Origin of the sequence: Flavobacterium poyangense, assembly GCF_011751075.1 — a bacterium.
Taxonomy (GTDB): domain Bacteria; phylum Bacteroidota; class Bacteroidia; order Flavobacteriales; family Flavobacteriaceae; genus Flavobacterium; species Flavobacterium poyangense.
Map to the genome: position 1 here is coordinate 17,818 of NZ_JAALLN010000013.1, position 20,813 is coordinate 38,630.

Sequence of the window (20,813 nt, forward strand, 5' to 3'; positions counted from 1 at the left end):
GGAAAATCTAAAATACAAAAAAAGGAAAGGATAAGGACTGTAAAATAAACAGTATTATGAAACCTTTCCTATGAGTTATAGATTTATCTTAGAAATTAACCTTGTAAGCTTTCCTCAAATAAAGTGATGTCGATCGCATTTTTTACATCGTAATCGCCAATTTTTGTTCGGCGTAAAACGGTTAGGTGTGAACCTGAATGCATTGCTTTCCCAAAATCAAAAGCCAGGGAGCGAATATAAGTTCCTTTGCTGCAAACTACTCTAAAATCAATTTCCGGCAATTCAATTCGTGTAATTTCAAATTCGTGAATGGTAGTTTTTCTGCTAGCAATTTCGACAGTTTCTCCGGCACGTGCATGCTCGTACAAACGAACACCGTCTTTTTTGATAGCTGAAAAAATAGGCGGTTTCTGATCGATTTCACCTAAAAATTGTTTTACCGTTTCATGAATCAAAGCTTCGTTTATATGCTCGGTTGGAAATGTTTGATCAATCTCGGTTTCTAAGTCATAAGAAGGAGTAGTGGCTCCAATATAAAAAGTTCCCGTATATTCTTTGGCCTGACCTTGTAATTCAGAAATTTTTTTGGTGAATTTTCCGGTGCAGATCAATAATAGTCCGGTCGCTAAAGGATCTAATGTTCCTGCGTGACCGATCTTAAACTTCTTTGGAAGTCCAACTTTGTTAATTAAAAGGTATTTTAATTTATTGACTGCTTGAAACGAACTCCATTTTAAAGGTTTGTCTATCAATAAAACCTGTCCGTTTAAATATTCTTCAGGAGTCATTATATAATGGTAAGCGGGTGAATGAAAAAGTGAATTACCAGTAAAATGATTCCGGCAATTATGCGATAAATACCAAAAACTTTAAAACCGTTTTTAGTAAGGAAACCAATAAAAGTTTTGATGGCTAACAGTGCTACAATAAAAGCGACAATGTTTCCGATAATTAAGAGATTAACCTGATCGTGCGATAACTCAAATCCGGCTTTGTAATAGTCGTAGCATTTTTTTACCGTGGCGCCTAACATGGTTGGTACTGCAAGGAAAAATGAAAATTCTGCTGCTGTAGTACGATTTAGTTTTTGTGACATTCCACCCACAATGCTGGCTCCACTTCTTGAAACTCCGGGGATCATGGCAATACATTGAAATAATCCTATCTTAAAAGCTTGCAAATACGTAATTTCCTGAGAAGTTTCAGTCGCATTGGGTTGGTTGAACCACTGGTCGACTTTTAATAAAATAAGCCCTCCAATCAAAAGAGATATGGCAACTGTAATAGGATTTTCTAACAATCCGTCTATGAAATCACTTAACAATAATCCTAAAACTACTGCCGGAACAAATGCTACCAAAAGCTTAAAGTAAAAATCTAAGGTCTGAAAGAAACGTTTGAAATATAATACAACAACTGAAAGGATAGCGCCCAGTTGAATAACAATCGTAAAGAGTTTAGTGAAATCGTCATGAGCAATTCCAAAAAAAGAAGAGGCAATAATCATATGGCCAGTTGAAGAAACAGGTAAAAATTCTGTAATTCCTTCAATTATGGCAAGGATAATAGCTTGTAATGTGTTCATTAAAAGGGTTGATTTTAGATTTTAGATCTCAGATTTAGCGCCTTTGATGTAGAGAAGGGCACGAAAAGAAAATCTATAAAATGCTATTATTTTGATTTTTTAAAAATAGAATAAATCGTGATTCCAAATCCTATTAAAACAGTTGTTGGAGCTAATCGGATACGTCTGAAACTAAAAACGTCTTCGTTAAAAACATTTGGGTTATCGCTACCACCACCTGACATTAAGATAAAGCCTAATGCAATTACCGCAATTCCGATTAAAAGGATTTTGTAGTTGATACCTTCAAAAAGGAATTCTTGTTTTTGTTCTTCTGTATTATTTTTCATTTCTATAAAATTCTGTTATAAGGTACTGAATACGGAGATTGAGACTCTTTTTGTTAGTTAATAAAGATCGTCTGTTCTTAGATTCAGAAAACGTTGTGTGGCAAAGTGTGTACTTACCCAGGTAATTAAAACTCCCAATCCGAAAACAGAAAGTAAAATCAAAACGGTTAAAACTTTGTCTTCTAAAATTCCTAATCCCGGAAAATTGGTGTCTACATAAATTAAAAGGGCAATTAAGGCAATAATGGCCAGACCAGCGCCTAACATACCCAGTTTTACACTGCGCATCACAAATGGTTTACGGATAAACGATTTTGTTGCGCCAACCATTTGCATGGTCTTAATGATAAAACGGTTAGAGTGTATAGACAAACGAAGGGAGCTATTGATTAATAAAACAGCAATTACAGTCAGGAATCCGCTGATAATCAATATCCACATACTTACTTTTTTAATATTGTCATTTACCAGATTTACCAATTGTTTGTCGTAAACGATATCAGAAATCATAGTATTTTTACGAAAGTGGCTTTCGACTTTTTGAATACTGTCTCTTTCAACATAGTCTGCTTTAAAGTGAATGTCGTAAGAATTCAATAACGGATTTTCTCCCAAAAAGGTAAGGAAATCTTCGCCAATAATATCGGTATGCTCTTTAGCAGCTTTTTCTTTAGTTACATAAACGTATGATTTTGCAAAAGGAGCTCTTTTTAGTTCAGAGTTAAATGCTTTTATAACGCTGTCATTAGCTTCGTTTTTAAAGAAAACGGTCATTGCAATTTTTTCTTTAAAGTCATCTGCCAGTTTTTTAGAATTAACAATGAACAATCCCAATACTCCCAAAAGGAATAATACCAGAAAGACACTTAATACAACCGAAAAATAAGAGGAAATTAACCTGCGCTTTTGAAATTTATCAAAGTTAGAACTCATAGTTTGCTTAAATTATGGGGTAAAAATAATAAACAATTTCTTTATTTAAAGTTAATAACGGTCAAAGTTTTAACTTTTGTACAATATAAGTAATTTTTAGACTTGTATTTTGACTTTTGTGAAGAATTGCCGATTCATATATTAATTTGCTCATTTGGTGTGCTTATATTTTAACACATAGAGACATAGTTTTGAAAATGAAAAAAGGCGTTTCACTTATTCTAAATGCCCATAGTCCGATTATGTGATAGAAATGCATTTCTTTTTTAAATTATTTTTTTATGACTAAAACGATGTTTCTTCTAAAGTTTGTCAAGTGTTTTTTTCTCACGCAGATTTGCTTCGTCTGTTCGTTATTGCTTGGGTAGCATATTTTTTAGATAACCTTGTTGGAAACATAAAAGAAAAAAAATCAGCATAATCTGCCAAATCTGCGTGAGAAACTTCGCTGCTCCTATTTGTTAAGCATATTTTTTACGGATTATCTTCAACACGACAATTTATGTACTAAAATACTTTTGTTACAAACTGTAATAAATGTAAATTTGCGATCTTAATTACTTAATGCATTAAAACTTAGCAACTCAGTTACTCCGTAACTCAGCAATTCACAAAATGAAATACAATCCGAACGAAATAGAAGCCAAATGGCAAAAATATTGGGCAGATAATCAAACTTTTGCAGCCGTAAATAATTCTGAAAAACCTAAACATTATGTGTTAGATATGTTTCCTTATCCTTCAGGAGCGGGACTACACGTCGGACATCCACTGGGATATATTGCATCAGATGTATATTCGCGTTTCAAAAGACATCAGGGTTTCAATGTTTTGCATCCAATGGGTTATGATAGTTTCGGATTACCGGCGGAGCAATATGCCATTCAAACCGGACAACGTCCGGAGGATACTACCCGTGTAAATATTGACGGTGGAGTAGATAAAGAAGGAAAAGAAATTGCAGGATACAGAAAACAATTAGATAAAATTGGATTTTCATTTGACTGGGCCAGAGAAGTGCGTACCTCAAATGCGGATTATTATAAACACACCCAATGGATTTTTATTCAGTTGTTTAATTCCTGGTACAATAAAGATTCAGATAAAGCCGAAGATATTTCGACTTTAGTTGCGGTTTTTGAAAAAGAAGGAAATGAAAAAGTAAATGCTGTTTCAGATGACAATATAACTTCTTTTTCGTTAAGCGAATGGAATTCTTATTCAGAAGATCAGAAAGAAAAAATACTATTACAATACAGATTGACGTATTTGGCAGAAACAGAAGTAAACTGGTGTCCCGGTTTAGGAACAGTTTTGGCAAATGACGAAATTATAAATGGCGTTTCGGAACGTGGTGGTTATCCGGTTATCCGTAAAAAAATGACACAATGGAGCATGCGTATTTCTGCTTATGCAGAGCGTTTGTTACAAGGTCTTAATGATATTGACTGGAGTGAAAGTATCAAAGAGAGTCAACGCAACTGGATTGGAAAATCAGTAGGGGCAATGGTGAAGTTTAAAGTTGTCTCTTCAAGTGTATCCCAAAGTGAAGCCGAAGGGAATTTTATCGAAGTTTTTACGACTCGCCCTGATACTATTTTTGGAGTTACGTTTATGACATTGGCTCCGGAGCATCCTTTGGTTGTCGAAATTACAACTCCGGAACAAAAAGCAGCTATCGAAGCTTATATAGAGAAAACAGCAAAACGTTCAGAACGTGAGCGTATGGCAGATGTTAAAACCATTTCGGGAGTATTTACCGGTGCTTATGCCGAACATCCGTTTACCAAAGAACCAATTCCGGTTTGGATTGGAGATTATGTTTTGGCAGGTTATGGAACGGGTGCAGTAATGGCGGTTCCTTGTGGAGACGAAAGAGATTATGCTTTTGCCAATTTCTTTAAAGGTCAAAACGGAATGCCGGAAATCAAAAATATCTTCGCTAATGTTGATATTTCTGAAACTGCTTACGGATCAAAAGACAATGTTGAAATCGCAAATTCTGATTTCCTTAATGGATTAAATTATAAAGCCGCAACTCAAAAAGCAATTGCTGAATTAGAAACTATAAAACAAGGAACAGGAAAAACCAACTACCGTTTGCGTGATGCTGTATTTTCACGTCAGCGTTATTGGGGAGAGCCTTTCCCTGTTTATTATGTAAATGGTTTGCCAAAAATGATTGAGGCGCAACATTTGCCGATTATTTTACCTGAAGTAGAAAAATATTTACCAACCGAAGACGGTTTGCCTCCTTTAGGAAATGCAGCAGTTTGGGCTTGGAATACCAAAGAAAATAAAGTAGTTGCTACAGATTTAGTAGATCATGTAACTGTTTTTCCTTTAGAATTAAACACCATGCCGGGTTGGGCTGGAAGCTCGTGGTATTGGATGCGTTATATGGATGCGAATAATGAAACCGACTTTGCAAGTAAGGAAGCTTTGGCTTATTGGGAAAGTGTTGATTTGTATATTGGAGGAAGTGAGCATGCAACCGGACACTTATTGTATTCTCGTTTCTGGAATAAATTCTTAAAAGACAAAGGATTTGCTCCGACTGAAGAGCCATTCAAAAAACTGATCAATCAGGGGATGATTTTGGGAACTAGTGCTTTTGTTTACAGAATTGAAGGGACGAATAGCTTTGTTTCAAAAAATAAAATTGGAGATCAGAAAGTGCAGCCAATTCACGCTGATGTTTCAATGGTGAATTCTTCGGACGAACTGGATATTGAAAAATTCAAAGCATGGAGAGAAGATTATGCTAACGCAGAATTTATAACTGATGATAATGGAAAATACATTGTAGGTCGCGAGGTTGAAAAAATGTCAAAATCGAAATACAATGTGGTAACCCCTGATGATATTTGTAATGAATACGGTGCAGATACATTGCGTTTGTACGAAATGTTTTTAGGTCCGTTAGAGCAGGCAAAACCTTGGAATACTGCGGGTATTTCAGGAGTTTTTGGTTTCCTTAAAAAATTATGGCGTCTGTACTTTGATGACAATGGTTTGATTGTTACAGATGAGGAACCAACAAAGGACAATCTAAAATCATTACACAAAACGATTAAAAAAGTAGCGGAAGATATCGAGAATTTCTCTTTTAATACTTCTGTAAGTCAGTTTATGATTTGTGTGAATGAATTGTCGACTCAGAATTGTCATTCGAGAGCTATTTTAGAGCCGTTGGCGATTGTAGTTTCTTCTTATGCGCCACATATTGCAGAAGAGCTATGGAGTTTGTTAGGACATACCACTTCTATTTCGACTGTTGCTTTCCCAATTTTCGAACCAAAGTATTTGGTGGAAAGCAGTAAAGAGTATCCGGTTTCATTTAATGGAAAAATGCGTTTTACTATTGAATTACCGTTAGATTTAACAGCAGCGCAAATTGAAGAAATCATTATGAAGGATGAAAGAACACAACGTCAATTAGACGGCAGAACTCCGAATAAAGTGATTATTGTTCCCGGGAAAATTATCAATTTAGTAGGATAGAAAATATAAATTTTCAATTTTTAAAAATCCAAATTCCAATGTATGTTGGGATTTGGATTTTTTTTTGCCACGAATTGCACGAATTTTCACGAATTGGGGCGTTGGAATTTGTTGCGGAATTTTAATGTCGTAACCGTATAGATACACATCTGTAGAGACGCACTGCTGTGCGTCTCTACTGTGCGTCTCGTCTAATGCCCCTAAAACATTGGGATTTGGATTTTTAAAAATTGAATTTTAATTTTATTTTCTAAAATCTGTAACATTTTGATTTTTCTCGTATCCAAAAGGCGAATTTGATTAATTAACAATTTAAAACTATTAAAAAATGAAAAAGTATATCATCCTGATTATCGCATTATTATTTTCTGCAGTATGTTTAAATGTGTTTGCACAAACAAAATCATATCCGTTTGAGGTTATTAAATCGGGAAAAGGAAAACAGTCTATTGTGTTTATACCGGGTTTTGCATCTTCGGGAGAAGTGTGGAACGATACAAAAGCTAATTTCGAAAAGAATTTCACTTGTTACACTCTTACAATGGCAGGATTTGCCGGAGTACAACCACAGCCAAATGCATCCTTTAAAAATTGGGAAGATGCTATTGCAAGTTATATAAAAGAGAATAAAATCGAAAAACCAATTATTATTGGTCACAGTATGGGTGGTGGATTGGCTTTGGCAATTGCTGCAGATTATCCGGATCTGGCCGATAGGATTGTTGTGGTCGATGCGGTTCCTTGTCTTGCTGCTTTGATGAATGCTTCTTTTAAATCAAAAGAAAATAATGACTGTAAGCCAATTGTGGATCAAATGACCGCTATGACCGATGCGCAATTTTTGGAAAACCAAAAGAAATTTTTGACAAAACTTACAGAAGATACTTCTAAGCATGATTTATTATTAAGCTGGAGTGCGAAATCAGACAGAAAGACTTTTGCTGAGGTGTATTGTGACTTTTCCAATACAGATTTAAGAGATAAGATCGCTAGTGTAAAATGTCCGGCTTTGATCTTACTGGAAGCTTATTTTGTAAATATAAAACCGGCTATTGAAGCGCAGTACAAAAATCTCAAAACAGCTAATCTTCAATATGCCTCCAAGGGATTGCATTTTGTTATGTATGATGATAAAGAATTTTATTTCAAACATTTGAACAACTTTATAAAAGTTAAATAATGGAGTTTGAAAGTATTTATAAAATGTATTGGGACAGAATCTTCAGGCTTTGTATGGGTTTTGTCAATGATTATGATGCTGCACAAGATCTGGCTCAGGAAACTTTTATTATAGTCTGGCAAAAATTGGATACGTTTAGGAATGAATCGGGTATTGGAACCTGGATATTCAGAATTGCGTCTAATAATTGTTTGAGGCAGATAGAAAATCAAAAGCGCTTTCCTAAATCAGAATTGCCTTCTAATCTCACGGAGGAAAAACAGTATTCGTTAGAACCGAGGATTCAGTTTTTGTATAAGTGTATTGCTGAATTACCCGAGGCTGAGCGTATCATTATTTCCTTAGAGTTAGAAGATGTGAAGCAAGCGGAAATTGCTAAAATCGTTGGGCTTACGGAAGCTAATGTGAGGGTTAAAATTCATAGAATAAAAGAAAAACTGACTCAAAAATTCAAACAAAATGGACAATAATATAGATTTTAAAGATTTATGGAAAAAACAATCCGTAAGTCCTCCTGATATGAAAGAGTTGTTGGCTAAGCTAAGTCGTTTCAAGCAGTCAGGTTTGAGAAAATTAGTGCTAACGAATGCATTGCTTGTGGCCACCTGTGTGTTTATTGTTTTTATTTGGTATCGTTACAAGCCTGAATTTATTTCAACCAAAATCGGAATTGTTTTGTGTGTTATTGCAATGGTCGTTTATTTATTTGTTGCTAATAGATTGTTTGGTGTTTATAAGAGAATTGACGGTACAAATAGCAATACAGAATACTTGCAAAAATTAATTGAGATAAAAACAAAACAAAAATTCCTGCAATCGACTATGTTGAGTTTGTATTTTATAATGCTCGGAGTTGGATTGTGTTTGTATATGTATGAATATGCGTCAATAATGACACAATTTTGGGCTGTTTTTAGTTATGTAATGCTGTTTCTTTGGCTTGGTTTTGTTTGGTTTTATCTGCGCCCAAAACAAATTAAAAAAGAGAATGCGAAAATCAATACTTTAATTGAAAAATTCGAAACGATAAATAGGCAGTTGACTGCTGATTCTTAAAGTAGGATGGTGTTTCCTGTGTCATTTTTACAAAATGTTAATTTGGATCGTAATTTGAGGATTGTTTTGTAATTTTAAATTTAAATCAAAAACAGAACAATTATGGGAAGTGGTTATTTAATTCTTGCCGGGGCAATTATGTTAATCAGCTGGCTGGTGAGTTCAAAACTAAAAAGTAAATTCGAATTATATTCTAAATTGCAATTGAGAAATGGCATGAGTGGTGCCGAAATTGCCCAAAAAATGCTTGCAGATAACGGAATAACCGATGTGCGTGTTATCTCGACTCCGGGACAATTAACAGATCACTATAATCCTTCGGATAAAACGGTAAACTTAAGTGAAGCAGTTTATAGTCATCGCAATGCAGCGGCAGCAGCAGTTGCTGCCCATGAATGTGGTCACGCGGTGCAACATGCTGTTGGATACCAGATGTTGACTATGCGTTCTGCACTCGTTCCGATTGTAAGTATGGCGTCAAATTATATGCAGTGGATTCTGTTAGCCGGTATTTTAATGATTCGTGTTTTTCCGGGACTGCTGTTATTTGGGATAGTGCTTTTTGCTATGACAACTTTGTTTTCGATAATCACATTGCCGGTAGAATATGATGCAAGTAATCGTGCATTGGCCTGGTTGGAGAATAAACGAATGTTGACACAGGAAGAACAGGCAGGAGCAAAAGATGCTTTAAAATGGGCTGCCAGGACTTACTTAGTGGCTGCGATAGGGTCTATTGCAACGTTGTTGTACTATATTTCGATATATTCAGGAAGCAGGAGAAACTAAAGGAGGGAAATTCCAAATTTCAATCGATACGAAATCTAAACCCGACAGGTTTTTAAAACCTGTCGGGTTTGTTTTATAATATTGTTTGGAATTTGGAATTAATTTTTTGAAATTTCCTCTCAAAGTTGAATCTGTCGATCAATTTGCTGATCTAACGATATAAAGGTTTCTGTCCTTGAAACACCTTCAATAGCCTGAATTTTGGTATTTAAAAGCTGCATAAGATGTTCGTTATCGCGACAGATGATTTTTATTAATACCGACCAGTTTCCGGTGGTGTAGTGGCATTCGAGTACCTCGGGAATTTTTTTCAGGTCCTTTACGGCTTCCGAATTTCGGGAGGCTTTGTCGAGGTATACGCCAACAAAGGCCATGGTGTTGTAGCCCAAGACTTTTGGATTTACAATAAATTTTGATCCTGAAATCACACCGGACTGCTCGAGTTTTTTCAAGCGCTGATGAATCGCCGCTCCTGAAATCCCAATTTTATTGGCAATTTGTAAAATGGGTTTTCGGGCATCATCCATTAAATAGCGAAGGATTTCTTTATCGATACCGTCAATTTCAATTAAAAGCGAGTTGATTTTCATAATTTACAATTTGAAACTATATTTTGTGATTTGGGTTTTGAATAGAAACCAAATGTAGTTAAAATGCTGTAAAAAAGAAAATTCCAAATCCCAACAGTAAAGTTGAAATTTGGAATTTTTAAGATTGTATCTTAGAAGTAATTACTTCGATTTGTTTGCTTCGTTGATGTATTTTTCTAGAGCCATTGTCATAGAAGGAGTTTCAGGAGTTGGAGCAAGAATATCGATTCTTAAACCATAGTCTAAAGCTTCTTTTTGAGTTGTGCTTCCAAAAACAGCGATTCGGGTTTCGTTTTGTTTAAAATCAGGGAAGTTTTTAAACAGAGATTTAATTCCCGTTGGACTAAAAAAGGCTAAGACATCATAATAAACGTCTGCTAAATCAGATAGGTCGCTCATAACGGTTCTGTAAAAAATGGCCTGAGTCCAATCTACTTTTAAATTGTTTAAAGTAACTGGTGCATCTGCATTTAATTGGTCAGAAGCCGGAAGTAAGAACTTTTCGTCTTTGTACTTTTTAATTAATGGAGATAAATCTGCAAAATCTTTTGCACCCACATAAATCTTACGTTTTCTGTACACTACATATTTTTGTAAGTAAAACGCAACTGCTTCAGACTGGCAAAAATATTTCAGTCCTTCAGGGACTTTATAACGCATTTCATCGGCTACTCTGAAAAAATGATCTACAGCATTTCTGCTTGTCAAAATAATCGCAGTGTAATGATTAAGATCGATTTTCTGTAATCGAATCTCTTTTGCGCTAACCCCTTCCACATGAATAAATGGTCTGAAATCAATTTTTATTTTGTGTTTTTGTTGGAGCTCAAAGTAAGGAGAATTCTCCACTTTAGGTTCAGGCTGTGACACCAAAATTGTTTTCACTTTCATATTATAAACTTTTACCAAGCCGCCTCTTTTGTAATCCAATAATAGATGAAATAATAAGGGGCTATTTCAAGAGCGCAAAGATATAAAATAAAATAAAATAACTTGCTGATTATTATATTTTGATGCGTTTTAATCGAAATAAAGTATGAGAATAGACTTATACATAGTGAAACCCCGATGATTGCTAGTGGTACGCTTTTCGGAATGTTGTCATAATAAAACAAAACCGCATTAAATGGAAGGATCAAAACACCAATATAGGTGCGATATGTAGCTTTTTGTAAGTTGAACAGATCGATAAAATCTTCAATATTGAAGGAAGTGGCAACGATTTTTTCGATTAAATATTTTGCTAAAATAAAATACAATAAAAAAGTGGCGATTTGAATGAATAAAACCCAGTCTGTTTTTGAGGCATATCCAAAAGTATGCATCGTAAGCAGAATGAAAAAAGAAAACGAAATGACCTGCACAAAAAATAAACCAACAATAAAGCTACCTTTCAGATTGCTTGAGTCGCGATAGATTTTTGCATATTTATCGGAGAAAATAAGTTTGCTGAATTCGCTAAATCGGGTTTCATAAGCTGATTTAGTAATGGCAACAAGGGCAAAAGCCAACACAAATAAAAGTGTCGCCCAGTCTTTGTTTTCTAGAATTCGAGGGTGAAGTTGTTCAATCATAACGTTGCAAAATTAGTAATTTTTTGTGTCAATACTTTTATTATAAATTTATTGTGAATCAAATGGCATAAAAAGTTTACTTTTGCGGTGAAATTACCCAGAAAAATGAATGATTGTATTGTCATAATTCCCACTTATAACGAAATTGAGAACATAGAAAGTATAGTTAGGGCTGTTCTTTCTCAGCATAAACCTTTTCATCTTTTAATTATTGACGATAATTCGCCGGATTTTACTGCGAATAAAGTAATTGCACTGCAGGAAGAATATCCCGGACGATTGTTTTTAGAAAAAAGAGCCAAAAAAGCGGGCTTAGGGACAGCTTATGTTCATGGTTTCAAATGGGCGTTAGAACGCAAGTATGATTTTATATTTGAGATGGACGCCGATTTTTCTCATAATCCAAATGATCTCGAAAAGTTGTACGATGCCTGTCATTTTGGTGGCGCTGACTTAGCTATTGGTTCCCGATATGTAAAAGGGGTAAATGTTGTGAACTGGCCGTTGAGCCGTGTTCTGATGTCCTACTTTGCTTCGGTGTATGTTAAATTCATTACCGGAATGAAAATTCATGATGCTACAGCAGGATTTATCTGCTATAAAAGAGTAGTTTTAGAAAAGATAAAACTCGACAAAATTAAGTTTGTTGGTTATGCTTTTCAAATCGAAATGAAATATCGAACCTATTGCGCTAAATTTCAAATTACCGAAGTTCCGATCATTTTTACCGATCGTACAAAAGGAGTTTCGAAAATGAGCAATGCTATTATAAAAGAAGCAATTCTGGGTGTAATAGCACTTCGACTTAAAAAATTATTCAATACATTATAAAGTCTACGGTGATGAACAGAATTTTAATAAAGAACGCTAAAATTGTAAACGAAGGATCTATTTTTGAAGGAGATGTATTGATCGAAAACGACTTGATTGTTGAAGTTTCCGATAGTATCAGTTTAAAATCGTCCGATTGTAAAGTGATTGACGCTGAAGGTAATTATTTGATTCCGGGTGCTATTGATGATCAGGTACATTTTAGAGAACCGGGATTAACACATAAAGGAGATATTGAATCAGAATCCAGAGCAGCTGTGGCGGGAGGAATTACCTCTTTTATTGAGCAGCCAAATACAGTACCCAATGCTGTTACTCAGGAAATATTAGAAGATAAATATCAGGTGGCTGCTGTAAAATCATTTGCGAATTATTCGTTTATGATGGGAGCAACAAATGATAATCTGGAAGAAGTTTTAAAAACGAATCCAAAAAATGTTGCTGGTATAAAAATCTTTTTAGGCTCTTCAACCGGAAATATGCTGGTTGATAACGAAGCTACTTTAGAGAAAATATTTTCAAGTACCTCTATGTTAATTGCGGTACATTGCGAAGATGAAACCACTATTCAAAATAATCTTGCTCAATATAAAGAGCAATATGGTGATGCTATTCCGGTAACAGCGCATCATTTAATCAGAAGCGCTGAAGCGTGTTATATTTCTTCGTCTAAAGCTGTGGCTTTAGCAAAAAAGACAGGTGCGCGTTTGCATATTTTTCATCTTTCGACTGCCAAAGAAATGGAGTTGTTTACCAATAAAATTCCATTAGAAGATAAAAAAATCACCGCTGAGGTTTGTATACATCATCTTTGGTTTACGGATGAAGATTATGCTACAAAAGGAAATTTTATAAAATGGAATCCGGCTGTAAAAACAGCAAACGACAGAAAAGTGCTTTGGGAGGCTCTAAATGATGGTCGTATTGATGTGATTGCTACAGATCATGCTCCACATACAAAAGAAGAGAAAAAACAACCTTACCTAAATGCTCCTTCTGGCGGACCATTGGTTCAGCACGCAGTTGTGGCTATGTTTGAGGCACATCATCAGGGTAAAATTTCTATCGAGAAAATCGTAGAAAAAATGTGTCATAATCCGGCTAAAATTTTCAAGATCGAGAAAAGAGGTTTTATAAAAGAAGGCTACTTTGCCGATTTGGTTATCGTGAATCCGAGCTTGCCTTGGAGTGTGAATGCAGATAATATTTTAGCAAAATGCGGATGGTCACCATTTGAAGGTTTTGTTTTCAGATCAAGAATTACACATACTTTTGTAAACGGAGAGCTGGTTTACAATAACTTTAAAGTGAAAGATATTCGCAACGGGAAAAGATTATTGTTTGACAGATAAAAAAAAGCATAGATGAAGAATTTTATACTAATAGCATTGATTTTGTTTCTTTCTGTAAGTTGCGAAAAAGAGGTGGTAAAAGAGCCCAAAGGACTTATCGAGAAAGAGAAGATGATTGATATTATGTATGATTTATCTATTTTAGAAGCGGTAAAATACCAACATCCATTGACTTTTGATTCATTAGATACGAATCAGAAAAGGTTTGTTTTACAAAAGTATAAAGTAGACAGTCTGCGGTTTGCACAAAGTAATGTTTATTATGCTTCCGACTATGAGGGGTATAAAGATATGTTTGATGTGATTGCTAAACGATTAGAAAAAAATCAGAAAGTAGCGGATTCATTGGCTAAAATAGATGAGAAAAAAGCAATCAAAAAGAAAAAGGAGGAAGACAAAAAACGAAGAACAACTCCTAAACTTAATGAAGCACCTGCTGAAAAGAATATAGATTCGATAAAAAAGGCAATGTATGCAAGAAGAACAATGCAAACAAGATAGTTTTATAATTTAGGTACATCTTTTACATATTGGTGTACATCCAGAAAAACCGTTCCCAGAGCGGTTTTTATTTTTTCGTTAGCATACAAACTTTTAGAATAAGAAGCTTTTGCGGTTGCTTTAGTAATTCTTCTTTTCTGGAAAAACAAAGTCGAAAATATCCCGTCTGCTATCCAGGCGATATTTAGCAATAAAGGCTTCGCATGAATAGTAGGTCTTTTTACTTTTAATCTGTCTGCTATTGTATTGAGAATGTCCTGAAAAACGATGTTTTCCGCAATCAGCGTAAAGCGTTCGTTTTTTATGTTGCTTTTCATTAATTCATAAGCAATTTTTACGACATCATTTACGGCAATAAAACCGGTACTTCCAAGGGTGTAGAAAGGAAGTCCTTTGGCTACTTTTGTGTAAAATTCGGCACTTCCCTGTTCGTTTGTTTTTGCAGTTGGGATTGGTCCTAAAATTACTCCCGGATTTATAATGATGACTTCCAGGCCTTCCTGAAGTCCTCGCCAGACTTCCATTTCAGCACCATATTTAGAAATGGCATAATCACTATGTGGTTTTTCGGGATTCCATTCCGTTTCTTCGGTGATAATGGTTTCATGAGCAGCTAAGTCGCCTAGAGCAGCAATCGAACTCACAAAGCAGAATTTTTTTATTTGTTTTGCAATAGAAAAATTAACCATATTGGCGGTTCCTTCAATATTGGTTTTTCTCAGTACATCTTCATCCTTAGGATCTAGAGAGATAAATGCGGCACAATGGTAAACATATTCGATGCCGATAAAAGCAATTTCTAACGAAGGAATATCAAGGATGTCTGCTTCCAGCCATTCTATTTTTTCAAATAAATCTGGTTTTTTATACAACTCAAAAACAGATTTTGTTTTCTGAATGTTGTTTGAGTTTCTGTAAATTGCTCTGACTGTTTCTCCATTTTCAATTAAATGAAGTAATAAATGCGAGCCGACTAAACCTGTTCCTCCTGTTACTAATACCATAGGGTAAAGATAGTATTTTTGATAAATTTATTGATAAAGGAATCTTAGCTTTAAATGATATTTAGCTATTTATTTAAAAATAAAACAACAAAAGCCAATTCATCGGAATTGGCTTTTGTTGTTTTGAATTATAAAAATCATGGTTTCTGCTAAAAAATAGTATAAGCAAAAATGAAATCTATTGCGCTGTATTTTGCTGAATAGGTGGTGTAATTAACTAATTCTTTCTTTGTGTTTAATCGTATCTCAGCAGAGAATTTATTATTGAAATTATACCCCAATCCAAAGGCTAAATTTTTTGCAAAATCGCCTGTGAAACTTGAATCATTGTTTCCTGTTTTCTCATTGTGTGTGATCTCGGTCTTGCCAATTACATCTAAAGTATAGGAAGCATTTATGAAAATTTTTGATTTATTATTTAAAAACATATAATGTCTTATACCGATTGGTAGTTGCACAGCATTGTAATCTATTTTTACATTGTATTCTTTGTCCGGAAATGAAACAAAACCGGTAGGGATGCTGTAGTTTTTTTCGTCTTGGTATTTTTGGTAGGTTGGATTGATAAAAATACTCCATTTGTTTTTATTGTACGGAAGTACGTATTCGAATTCAGCACCGAATTTGAAGATCGTTTTGTTGTCAAGTTCTGCATTTTGGTGGAAATTTTCTTCGTTTTTTGTTGTTGATGAAACGATGCTCGCACCTGCTGTTACTTTGATAAAAAACTGACTTTTGCCAGTTTTGGTATTATTTTTAGCTAAGTCGGGGTTGATGTTGTTGTATTTCGAAAAATAGGCAACAAGATCCGCTTTTTTGTAAGTAAGATTTAGGATGCTTTTTTCGGTTGTTGAAGACGTTGCAACATTTTTGTATAGTTGTTGCTTGTATTCGTTGTTTTCGCTTATTTTTTCTGTTCCTTCGTTTTGATCTGTAATAATGTATTTAACATAAATCAGTTGTTCTGTCGGAATGGTTTTGGTCGCATAGAAGAATCTGTTTAAGTTTTCTTCTGTATAACTATATAAAGAGGCTTCACCTGTCACGAGTACTTTCAAAAACAATGTTTCTTCTTTCCAATTCGGGTTTCTGTTCGTGGTTATTTTTTTTAGATCATCAGTAGAGCGGTCTATTTTTATTTTAAATCTTTTGAAAGTGCTCTCATTGTCAATACCGAATTCCTGAATTGTTGCAATACTTTCGGTTTTAGAATCAGAATCACTAAGCTGTGTTTTGTATTTGATGTCGGTTGGGTTGTTTTTCCAGTCTAAATTTTTAATGTAACATTCGGTTCTGTTTCCGTCATTAGATATGAAGTATCCTTTTTCAAATGAAATTTGTGCGTTAGTAAATGAGTAACAAAGTAATAGGGTAAGCAGTAATAGTTTTTTCATAAAAAGGTTTTTGGTTTTTCGCCAAAATTAGGGAATGAAGTTTGATAATTCATTGCGTTTTTTCAGATTTTTTTTACGATTTCACAGGGGTTTGCGTAGTGTTTTGATAATTAGGTTATTGGGAGTTTTTGTTGTTGTCAAGCTAATAGTTTCTACAAAGACTTTTATGAAAAATCTTTTTGGTTTATAAGTTTTTATAGTATCCACTACTAATGGAATTAAGTATATTTGCACAAATTATTTTAAAAATGAAAAATCTAGTTGAAGAATTAAAATGGCGCGGGTTATACCATGACAGTATGCCTGGAACGGAAGAACAATTACTGAAAGAGGTAACAACAGCGTATATTGGTTTTGATCCAACGGCAGATTCACTTCATATCGGAAGCATGGTTCAGATTATTTTATTGGTTCATTTAAAGAATTTTGGTCATCAGCCTATCGCTTTGGTTGGTGGTGCAACCGGAATGATTGGTGATCCATCGGGAAAATCGGATGAAAGAAATTTATTAAACGAAGAAGCACTGGCTAAAAACGTGGCCGGAATTAAGAGTGTGCTGTCTCGTTTCTTAGATTTCAATTCGGCAGATAAAAATGCTCCTGTAATGGTGAATAATTACGATTGGATGAAAGAATTTTCGTTTATTGATTTTGCGCGTGAAGTTGGAAAACGTATCACCGTAAATTATATGATGGCGAAAGATTCTGTAAAAAAGAGATTGAGTGGAGAAGGAGAAGGAATGTCATTTACAGAGTTTACCTATCAGTTAATTCAAGGGTACGATTTTTATCATTTATATAAAAACAACAACTGTCTTTTGCAAATGGGAGGTTCCGATCAGTGGGGTAATATTACCACCGGTACTGAATTAGTGCGTAGAATGGGAGGAGAAAATGCAAAGGCTTTTGCATTGACAACGCCATTGATTACAAAAGCAGACGGTTCTAAATTCGGAAAATCTGAAGGAGGAAATGTATGGTTGGATACAGATAAAACTTCAGTATACAAATTCTACCAATTTTGGGTAAATGCGACAGATGCTGATGCGGAGAAGTATATTAAAATTTTTACTTTCTTAGGGAAAGAAGAAATAGAGGCTTTAATCGAAGAGCATAAAACGGCTCCACATTTGAGAGTTTTACAAAAGAAACTGGCTGAAGAAATCACCATTTTTGTTCACAGCAAAGAAGAATTGGAAAAGGCAATTCAGGCTTCGAACATCTTGTTTGGAAATGCTACTGCTGATGATTTGAAACAATTAGATGAAGCTACCTTTTTAGAAGTTTTTGACGGAGTTCCACAAGCGGAAATTGCCAAAGAAGATCTTGTAAACGGATTGGATATTATTAGTGTTTTAAACGAAAAAACAGGTTTCTTTAAATCAAACGGGGAAGCAAGAAGAGCGTTAACAGCAAATTCAATCTCAGTAAACAGAGAGAAAATAAAAGAAGACTTTGTTTTAACCACAAAAGATCTAATCAACGATCAGTTTGTGTTGTTGCAAAGTGGTAAGAAGAATTATTTTGTGATTAGAGTAAAATAATATGTTCTTTTTTCTAAACTTTTTAAATCCGATTATATTTAATCGGATTTTTTTTTGACCGTTTTTTTGTATTGAATTTAGAAATTAGTACTTTGAGTTCAAAGAAACGGTTTTATGAAAGAGCTTTTAGAAGAAATAAAAAAGTGCCGTGTCTGTGAAGACTGTCTTAAAGATGGAGTCAATCCGGTCGTTGCAGCGAGCGAAACAAGTAAAATTGTTATCATTGGCCAGGCACCCGGCCGAATTGTACACAATACAAGTATTCCCTGGAATGATAAAAGTGGTGATAATTTGCGAAACTGGCTGCAAATAGACAAAACCACATTTTATGATGTTACTAAAATTGCTTTAATGCCAATGGGATTTTGTTTTCCGGGCACAGGAAAAACCGGAGATCTGCCTCCCAGACCGGAGTGTGCCCCACTATGGCATGAAAAAGTATTGAAATTAATGCCAAATGTAGAACTCATTTTGCTTATCGGACAGTATTCACAAAGATATTATTTGGGAGAAAAGAATAAAAGTACGCTAACGGAAACAGTTCGTAATTTTGAGAACTATTTGCCACGGTATTTTCCGTTGCCACACCCTTCGCCGAGAAATAATATCTGGCAAGCTAAAAACGAATGGTTTCAGGAAATTGTTTTGTTGGAATTAAGAAAGAAAATTAAAGCTATATTGGATTAAATGTATAATCGGCAAAAAGATATTTAACAGATAGAGGCGCAATCTTTTTTTACTCACGCAGATTCAGCAGATTTGTTCAGATTGTTTTATTGAAATAACAAAACAAAAATATCGGCTTAATCTGCTTAATCTGCGTGAATATAATTTCTTGCTAATATGTTAGAAATATAGATTTTATTTCTAAAAAGAAGTTTGAATCTTATATTGGAATGATAGCGTTTACAATACCATCAAATTGCAGCCGCGAATATCCGAATTATCAAAACGTCCCAATACCTCGAACGAGTTGTTGGGATATTTTTTGCCTAAATCCTGGGTGGCGATAAACGAACAAGAATTAATATTCGCTAAATCGATTACATTGATGCCGCCTGTTTTGCCTTCTTTTACATAAGTTAAAGCATCTTCAGGATCACGAACCAGAATTTGCATCCATCCCGGACATTCGAAGATTCCGTTTCCTAAAGAGTAAGCCTGACCTAATAATTCTGTCATTCCGTATTCAGAATGAATTGCATTAACTCCAAAACCATTGCAAAGTTGCTCGTGCAATTCTTCGCGAATCATTTCTTTTCGTTTGCCTTTCATTCCTCCGGTTTCCATAATGATCGTATTTTGGAGCTTAAATTGATATTTTTCGATTAAGTCCAGTAAAGCATATGTTACCCCAATCAGTATGGTATTTTGTCCGGATTGCTCTAATTCCAGTAATTTTTGTGTAAGCTCTTCGTGGTTGTGTAAATAAAACCCGCTTTCAGGCTGATTGGATAGTTTTATCAGGTCTTCTACCATATAAATTAACGAAGAGCCTTCGCGTTCGAGATAAGACGGTAAAAGGGCTAAAACAACGTAATCTTCAATATTGCCGTAAAATTCAGAAAAACCTTTGCGGTAACTTTCTTCATATAAGGAAACATCGGTTACCAAATGTCTGCTTGTAATCATTCCCGTTGTTCCGCTGCTGGTAAAAGTGACCTGAGCAGGATTTTCATTTGAAACAACATCATGACTTTTGAAAAACTGAATCGGTAAAAAAGGAATTTGCTGTATCGATTTTACCTGTTGTGGATTTACCTTTAAGAAATCACAAAAATCACGATATACTTTATTGTTCTCATGCTGAAAACGAAACACTTTTAATGCTATTTTTTCAAATTGTTTCTGACTCGAAATGGTAAATATATCGTTGGCTGTGATCAAAACTTTTTTTGTGCAAAGGTAAGTATAATTGTATAGAGTTGGGGAGTTTTTCAGTCTGTGTTTTTTATTTGTAAAATGTAAAATGTGAGATGTGAGATGTGAGATGTGAGATGTGAGATGTGAGATGTGAACTTTGCGGCTTGGCGACTTTGCGACTTTGCGAGAAATTTTAACAGCAAAGATCGCTAAGCTTTGCGCTTAAGCTGCTAACCACAATAAAAAAACTCCAAAGTAATTTGGAGCTTTATATCTTTTTATCGGATAATTAATTTTCGGGTGGCGGAAACATTTTGTTCGCTTATTTTTATAATATACACACCGGGAGATAAATCGGCAACGTTTAATTCTTTAGCTACCAAATGGGTTTGAATTACTTTTTTTCCCAGCAGATCAAAGACAACAATTTCCTTTTCCAGATCGTTTTTAGATGTGATGTAAACCTTTCCGTTTGTAACCGGATTGGGGTACAAACTTAGTCCCTCAATAGTGGCAGTGCCTTCTTGAGGTTTTGACGTTTGTTTACTGTCTTGGGCGGAAGCACTTACAGTAAAGAAAAAAGCCAGTAAGATTATAATATAAAAGTAATTTTTTGCCATCGCCTATTTTTAGATAAGTAAATATACAAAAAAAATTACAAAAATTACACCAAAAAAAGACATCCTGAAATTTTAGGATGTTTTTAACAATGTTGTTTTTTCTGGACTAGAATTCAACAGTTCAATGAGTTGACTAAATATGGAATTTCAATTGTTAGTTTTTG

The 20,813-nt window shown here is 34.7% G+C and carries 21 protein-coding genes; 10 read left to right on the forward strand and 11 right to left on the reverse strand.

The genetic code is table 11. The annotated features are described in order from the left end of the window. Positions 1 to 95 precede the first annotated feature (95 nt). The 4 genes from truB to G3A47_RS17210 all read right to left on the reverse strand — a co-directional run bounded on the left by truB (position 96) and on the right by G3A47_RS17210 (position 2,847). Positions 96 to 788, reverse strand: a complete 693-nt coding sequence (gene truB / locus G3A47_RS17195) for a tRNA pseudouridine(55) synthase TruB (RefSeq protein ID WP_166924602.1) — start codon at positions 786 to 788, stop codon at positions 96 to 98. Then, a complete protein-coding gene (locus tag G3A47_RS17200; RefSeq protein WP_166924603.1) occupies positions 788 to 1,585 on the reverse strand; it encodes an undecaprenyl-diphosphate phosphatase in 798 nt (265 codons plus the stop codon). The genes truB and G3A47_RS17200 overlap by 1 nt, the downstream gene beginning before the upstream one ends. 86 nt (positions 1,586 to 1,671) lie before the next feature. Continuing rightward, positions 1,672 to 1,914 carry a DUF3098 domain-containing protein gene (locus tag G3A47_RS17205; protein ID WP_166924604.1) on the reverse strand — a complete coding sequence of 81 codons (243 nt, stop codon included), beginning with the start codon at positions 1,912 to 1,914 and terminating at the stop codon, positions 1,672 to 1,674. Between the two features lie 57 nt (positions 1,915 to 1,971). Further along, positions 1,972 to 2,847, reverse strand: coding sequence for a cell division protein FtsX (locus G3A47_RS17210; protein WP_166924605.1), 876 nt, complete (start codon positions 2,845 to 2,847; stop codon positions 1,972 to 1,974). 615 nt (positions 2,848 to 3,462) lie between these two features. Between G3A47_RS17210 and leuS the strand changes: the two genes are divergently transcribed. From leuS to G3A47_RS17235, 5 genes are all read left to right on the forward strand, one after another. Beyond that, a complete protein-coding gene (leuS, locus tag G3A47_RS17215) occupies positions 3,463 to 6,351 on the forward strand; it encodes a leucine--tRNA ligase (protein ID WP_166924606.1) in 2,889 nt (962 codons plus the stop codon). A gap of 328 nt (positions 6,352 to 6,679) precedes the next feature. Next, on the forward strand, positions 6,680 to 7,531 hold the full coding sequence (locus G3A47_RS17220) for an alpha/beta fold hydrolase (protein ID WP_166924607.1): 852 nt from the start codon (positions 6,680 to 6,682) through the stop codon (positions 7,529 to 7,531). After that, positions 7,531 to 8,001: an RNA polymerase sigma factor gene (locus G3A47_RS17225; RefSeq protein ID WP_166924608.1), complete on the forward strand. Its 471-nt coding sequence runs from the start codon at positions 7,531 to 7,533 to the stop codon at positions 7,999 to 8,001. The genes G3A47_RS17220 and G3A47_RS17225 overlap by 1 nt, the downstream gene beginning before the upstream one ends. Next, positions 7,991 to 8,587, forward strand: coding sequence for a hypothetical protein (locus G3A47_RS17230; protein ID WP_166924609.1), 597 nt, complete (start codon positions 7,991 to 7,993; stop codon positions 8,585 to 8,587). The genes G3A47_RS17225 and G3A47_RS17230 overlap by 11 nt, the downstream gene beginning before the upstream one ends. 102 nt (positions 8,588 to 8,689) lie before the next feature. Then, the gene (locus tag G3A47_RS17235; RefSeq protein ID WP_166924610.1) at positions 8,690 to 9,376 is read left to right on the forward strand and encodes a zinc metallopeptidase; all 687 of its coding nucleotides are present in this window, start codon (positions 8,690 to 8,692) and stop codon (positions 9,374 to 9,376) included. 119 nt (positions 9,377 to 9,495) lie between these two features. On the opposite strand, the gene G3A47_RS17240 is transcribed toward G3A47_RS17235, so the two are convergent. The 3 genes from G3A47_RS17240 to G3A47_RS17250 form a co-directional block, all read right to left on the reverse strand. Next, complete coding sequence (locus G3A47_RS17240) at positions 9,496 to 9,966, reverse strand: Lrp/AsnC family transcriptional regulator (protein ID WP_047778902.1); 471 nt, start codon at positions 9,964 to 9,966, stop codon at positions 9,496 to 9,498. A 141-nt stretch (positions 9,967 to 10,107) separates the two neighbouring features. Beyond that, the gene (locus G3A47_RS17245; RefSeq protein WP_166924611.1) at positions 10,108 to 10,857 is read right to left on the reverse strand and encodes a uroporphyrinogen-III synthase; all 750 of its coding nucleotides are present in this window, start codon (positions 10,855 to 10,857) and stop codon (positions 10,108 to 10,110) included. 11 nt (positions 10,858 to 10,868) lie between these two features. Then, complete coding sequence (locus G3A47_RS17250) at positions 10,869 to 11,540, reverse strand: DUF4271 domain-containing protein (protein ID WP_166924612.1); 672 nt, start codon at positions 11,538 to 11,540, stop codon at positions 10,869 to 10,871. Positions 11,541 to 11,645: 105 nt separating this feature from the next. Here G3A47_RS17250 and G3A47_RS17255 point away from each other — a divergent pair, with 105 nt between their 5' ends. From G3A47_RS17255 to G3A47_RS17265, 3 genes are read left to right on the forward strand one after another with little or no spacing between them, the layout of a single operon-like run. Beyond that, positions 11,646 to 12,371 carry a polyprenol monophosphomannose synthase gene (locus G3A47_RS17255; protein WP_166924613.1) on the forward strand — a complete coding sequence of 242 codons (726 nt, stop codon included), beginning with the start codon at positions 11,646 to 11,648 and terminating at the stop codon, positions 12,369 to 12,371. A gap of 11 nt (positions 12,372 to 12,382) precedes the next feature. Then, complete coding sequence (locus G3A47_RS17260) at positions 12,383 to 13,723, forward strand: dihydroorotase (RefSeq protein ID WP_166924614.1); 1,341 nt, start codon at positions 12,383 to 12,385, stop codon at positions 13,721 to 13,723. Between the two features lie 12 nt (positions 13,724 to 13,735). Continuing rightward, entirely contained in the window at positions 13,736 to 14,224 is a 489-nt protein-coding gene (locus G3A47_RS17265; RefSeq protein WP_166924616.1) for a DUF4296 domain-containing protein, read from the forward strand. A 2-nt stretch (positions 14,225 to 14,226) separates the two neighbouring features. Here G3A47_RS17265 and G3A47_RS17270 read toward each other — a convergent pair whose 3' ends face one another. Next, entirely contained in the window at positions 14,227 to 15,228 is a 1,002-nt protein-coding gene (locus G3A47_RS17270) for an NAD-dependent epimerase/dehydratase family protein (protein WP_166924617.1), read from the reverse strand. Positions 15,229 to 15,377: 149 nt separating this feature from the next. Continuing rightward, positions 15,378 to 16,622 (reverse strand): PorT family protein, encoded by a 1,245-nt coding sequence (locus G3A47_RS17275; protein ID WP_166924618.1) that lies wholly within the window; start codon positions 16,620 to 16,622, stop codon positions 15,378 to 15,380. A gap of 248 nt (positions 16,623 to 16,870) precedes the next feature. Between G3A47_RS17275 and tyrS the strand changes: the two genes are divergently transcribed. Together tyrS and G3A47_RS17285 are read left to right on the forward strand one after the other, a co-directional pair. Next, entirely contained in the window at positions 16,871 to 18,166 is a 1,296-nt protein-coding gene (tyrS, locus tag G3A47_RS17280) for a tyrosine--tRNA ligase (protein ID WP_166924620.1), read from the forward strand. A gap of 114 nt (positions 18,167 to 18,280) precedes the next feature. Beyond that, positions 18,281 to 18,853, forward strand: a complete 573-nt coding sequence (locus tag G3A47_RS17285; RefSeq protein WP_166924622.1) for a uracil-DNA glycosylase family protein — start codon at positions 18,281 to 18,283, stop codon at positions 18,851 to 18,853. 219 nt (positions 18,854 to 19,072) lie between these two features. Here G3A47_RS17285 and G3A47_RS17290 read toward each other — a convergent pair whose 3' ends face one another. Further along, positions 19,073 to 20,053, reverse strand: a complete 981-nt coding sequence (locus G3A47_RS17290) for a LuxE/PaaK family acyltransferase (RefSeq protein WP_166924623.1) — start codon at positions 20,051 to 20,053, stop codon at positions 19,073 to 19,075. A 254-nt stretch (positions 20,054 to 20,307) separates the two neighbouring features. After that, positions 20,308 to 20,649, reverse strand: a complete 342-nt coding sequence (locus G3A47_RS17295; RefSeq protein ID WP_166924625.1) for a T9SS type A sorting domain-containing protein — start codon at positions 20,647 to 20,649, stop codon at positions 20,308 to 20,310. Positions 20,650 to 20,813 lie beyond the last annotated feature (164 nt).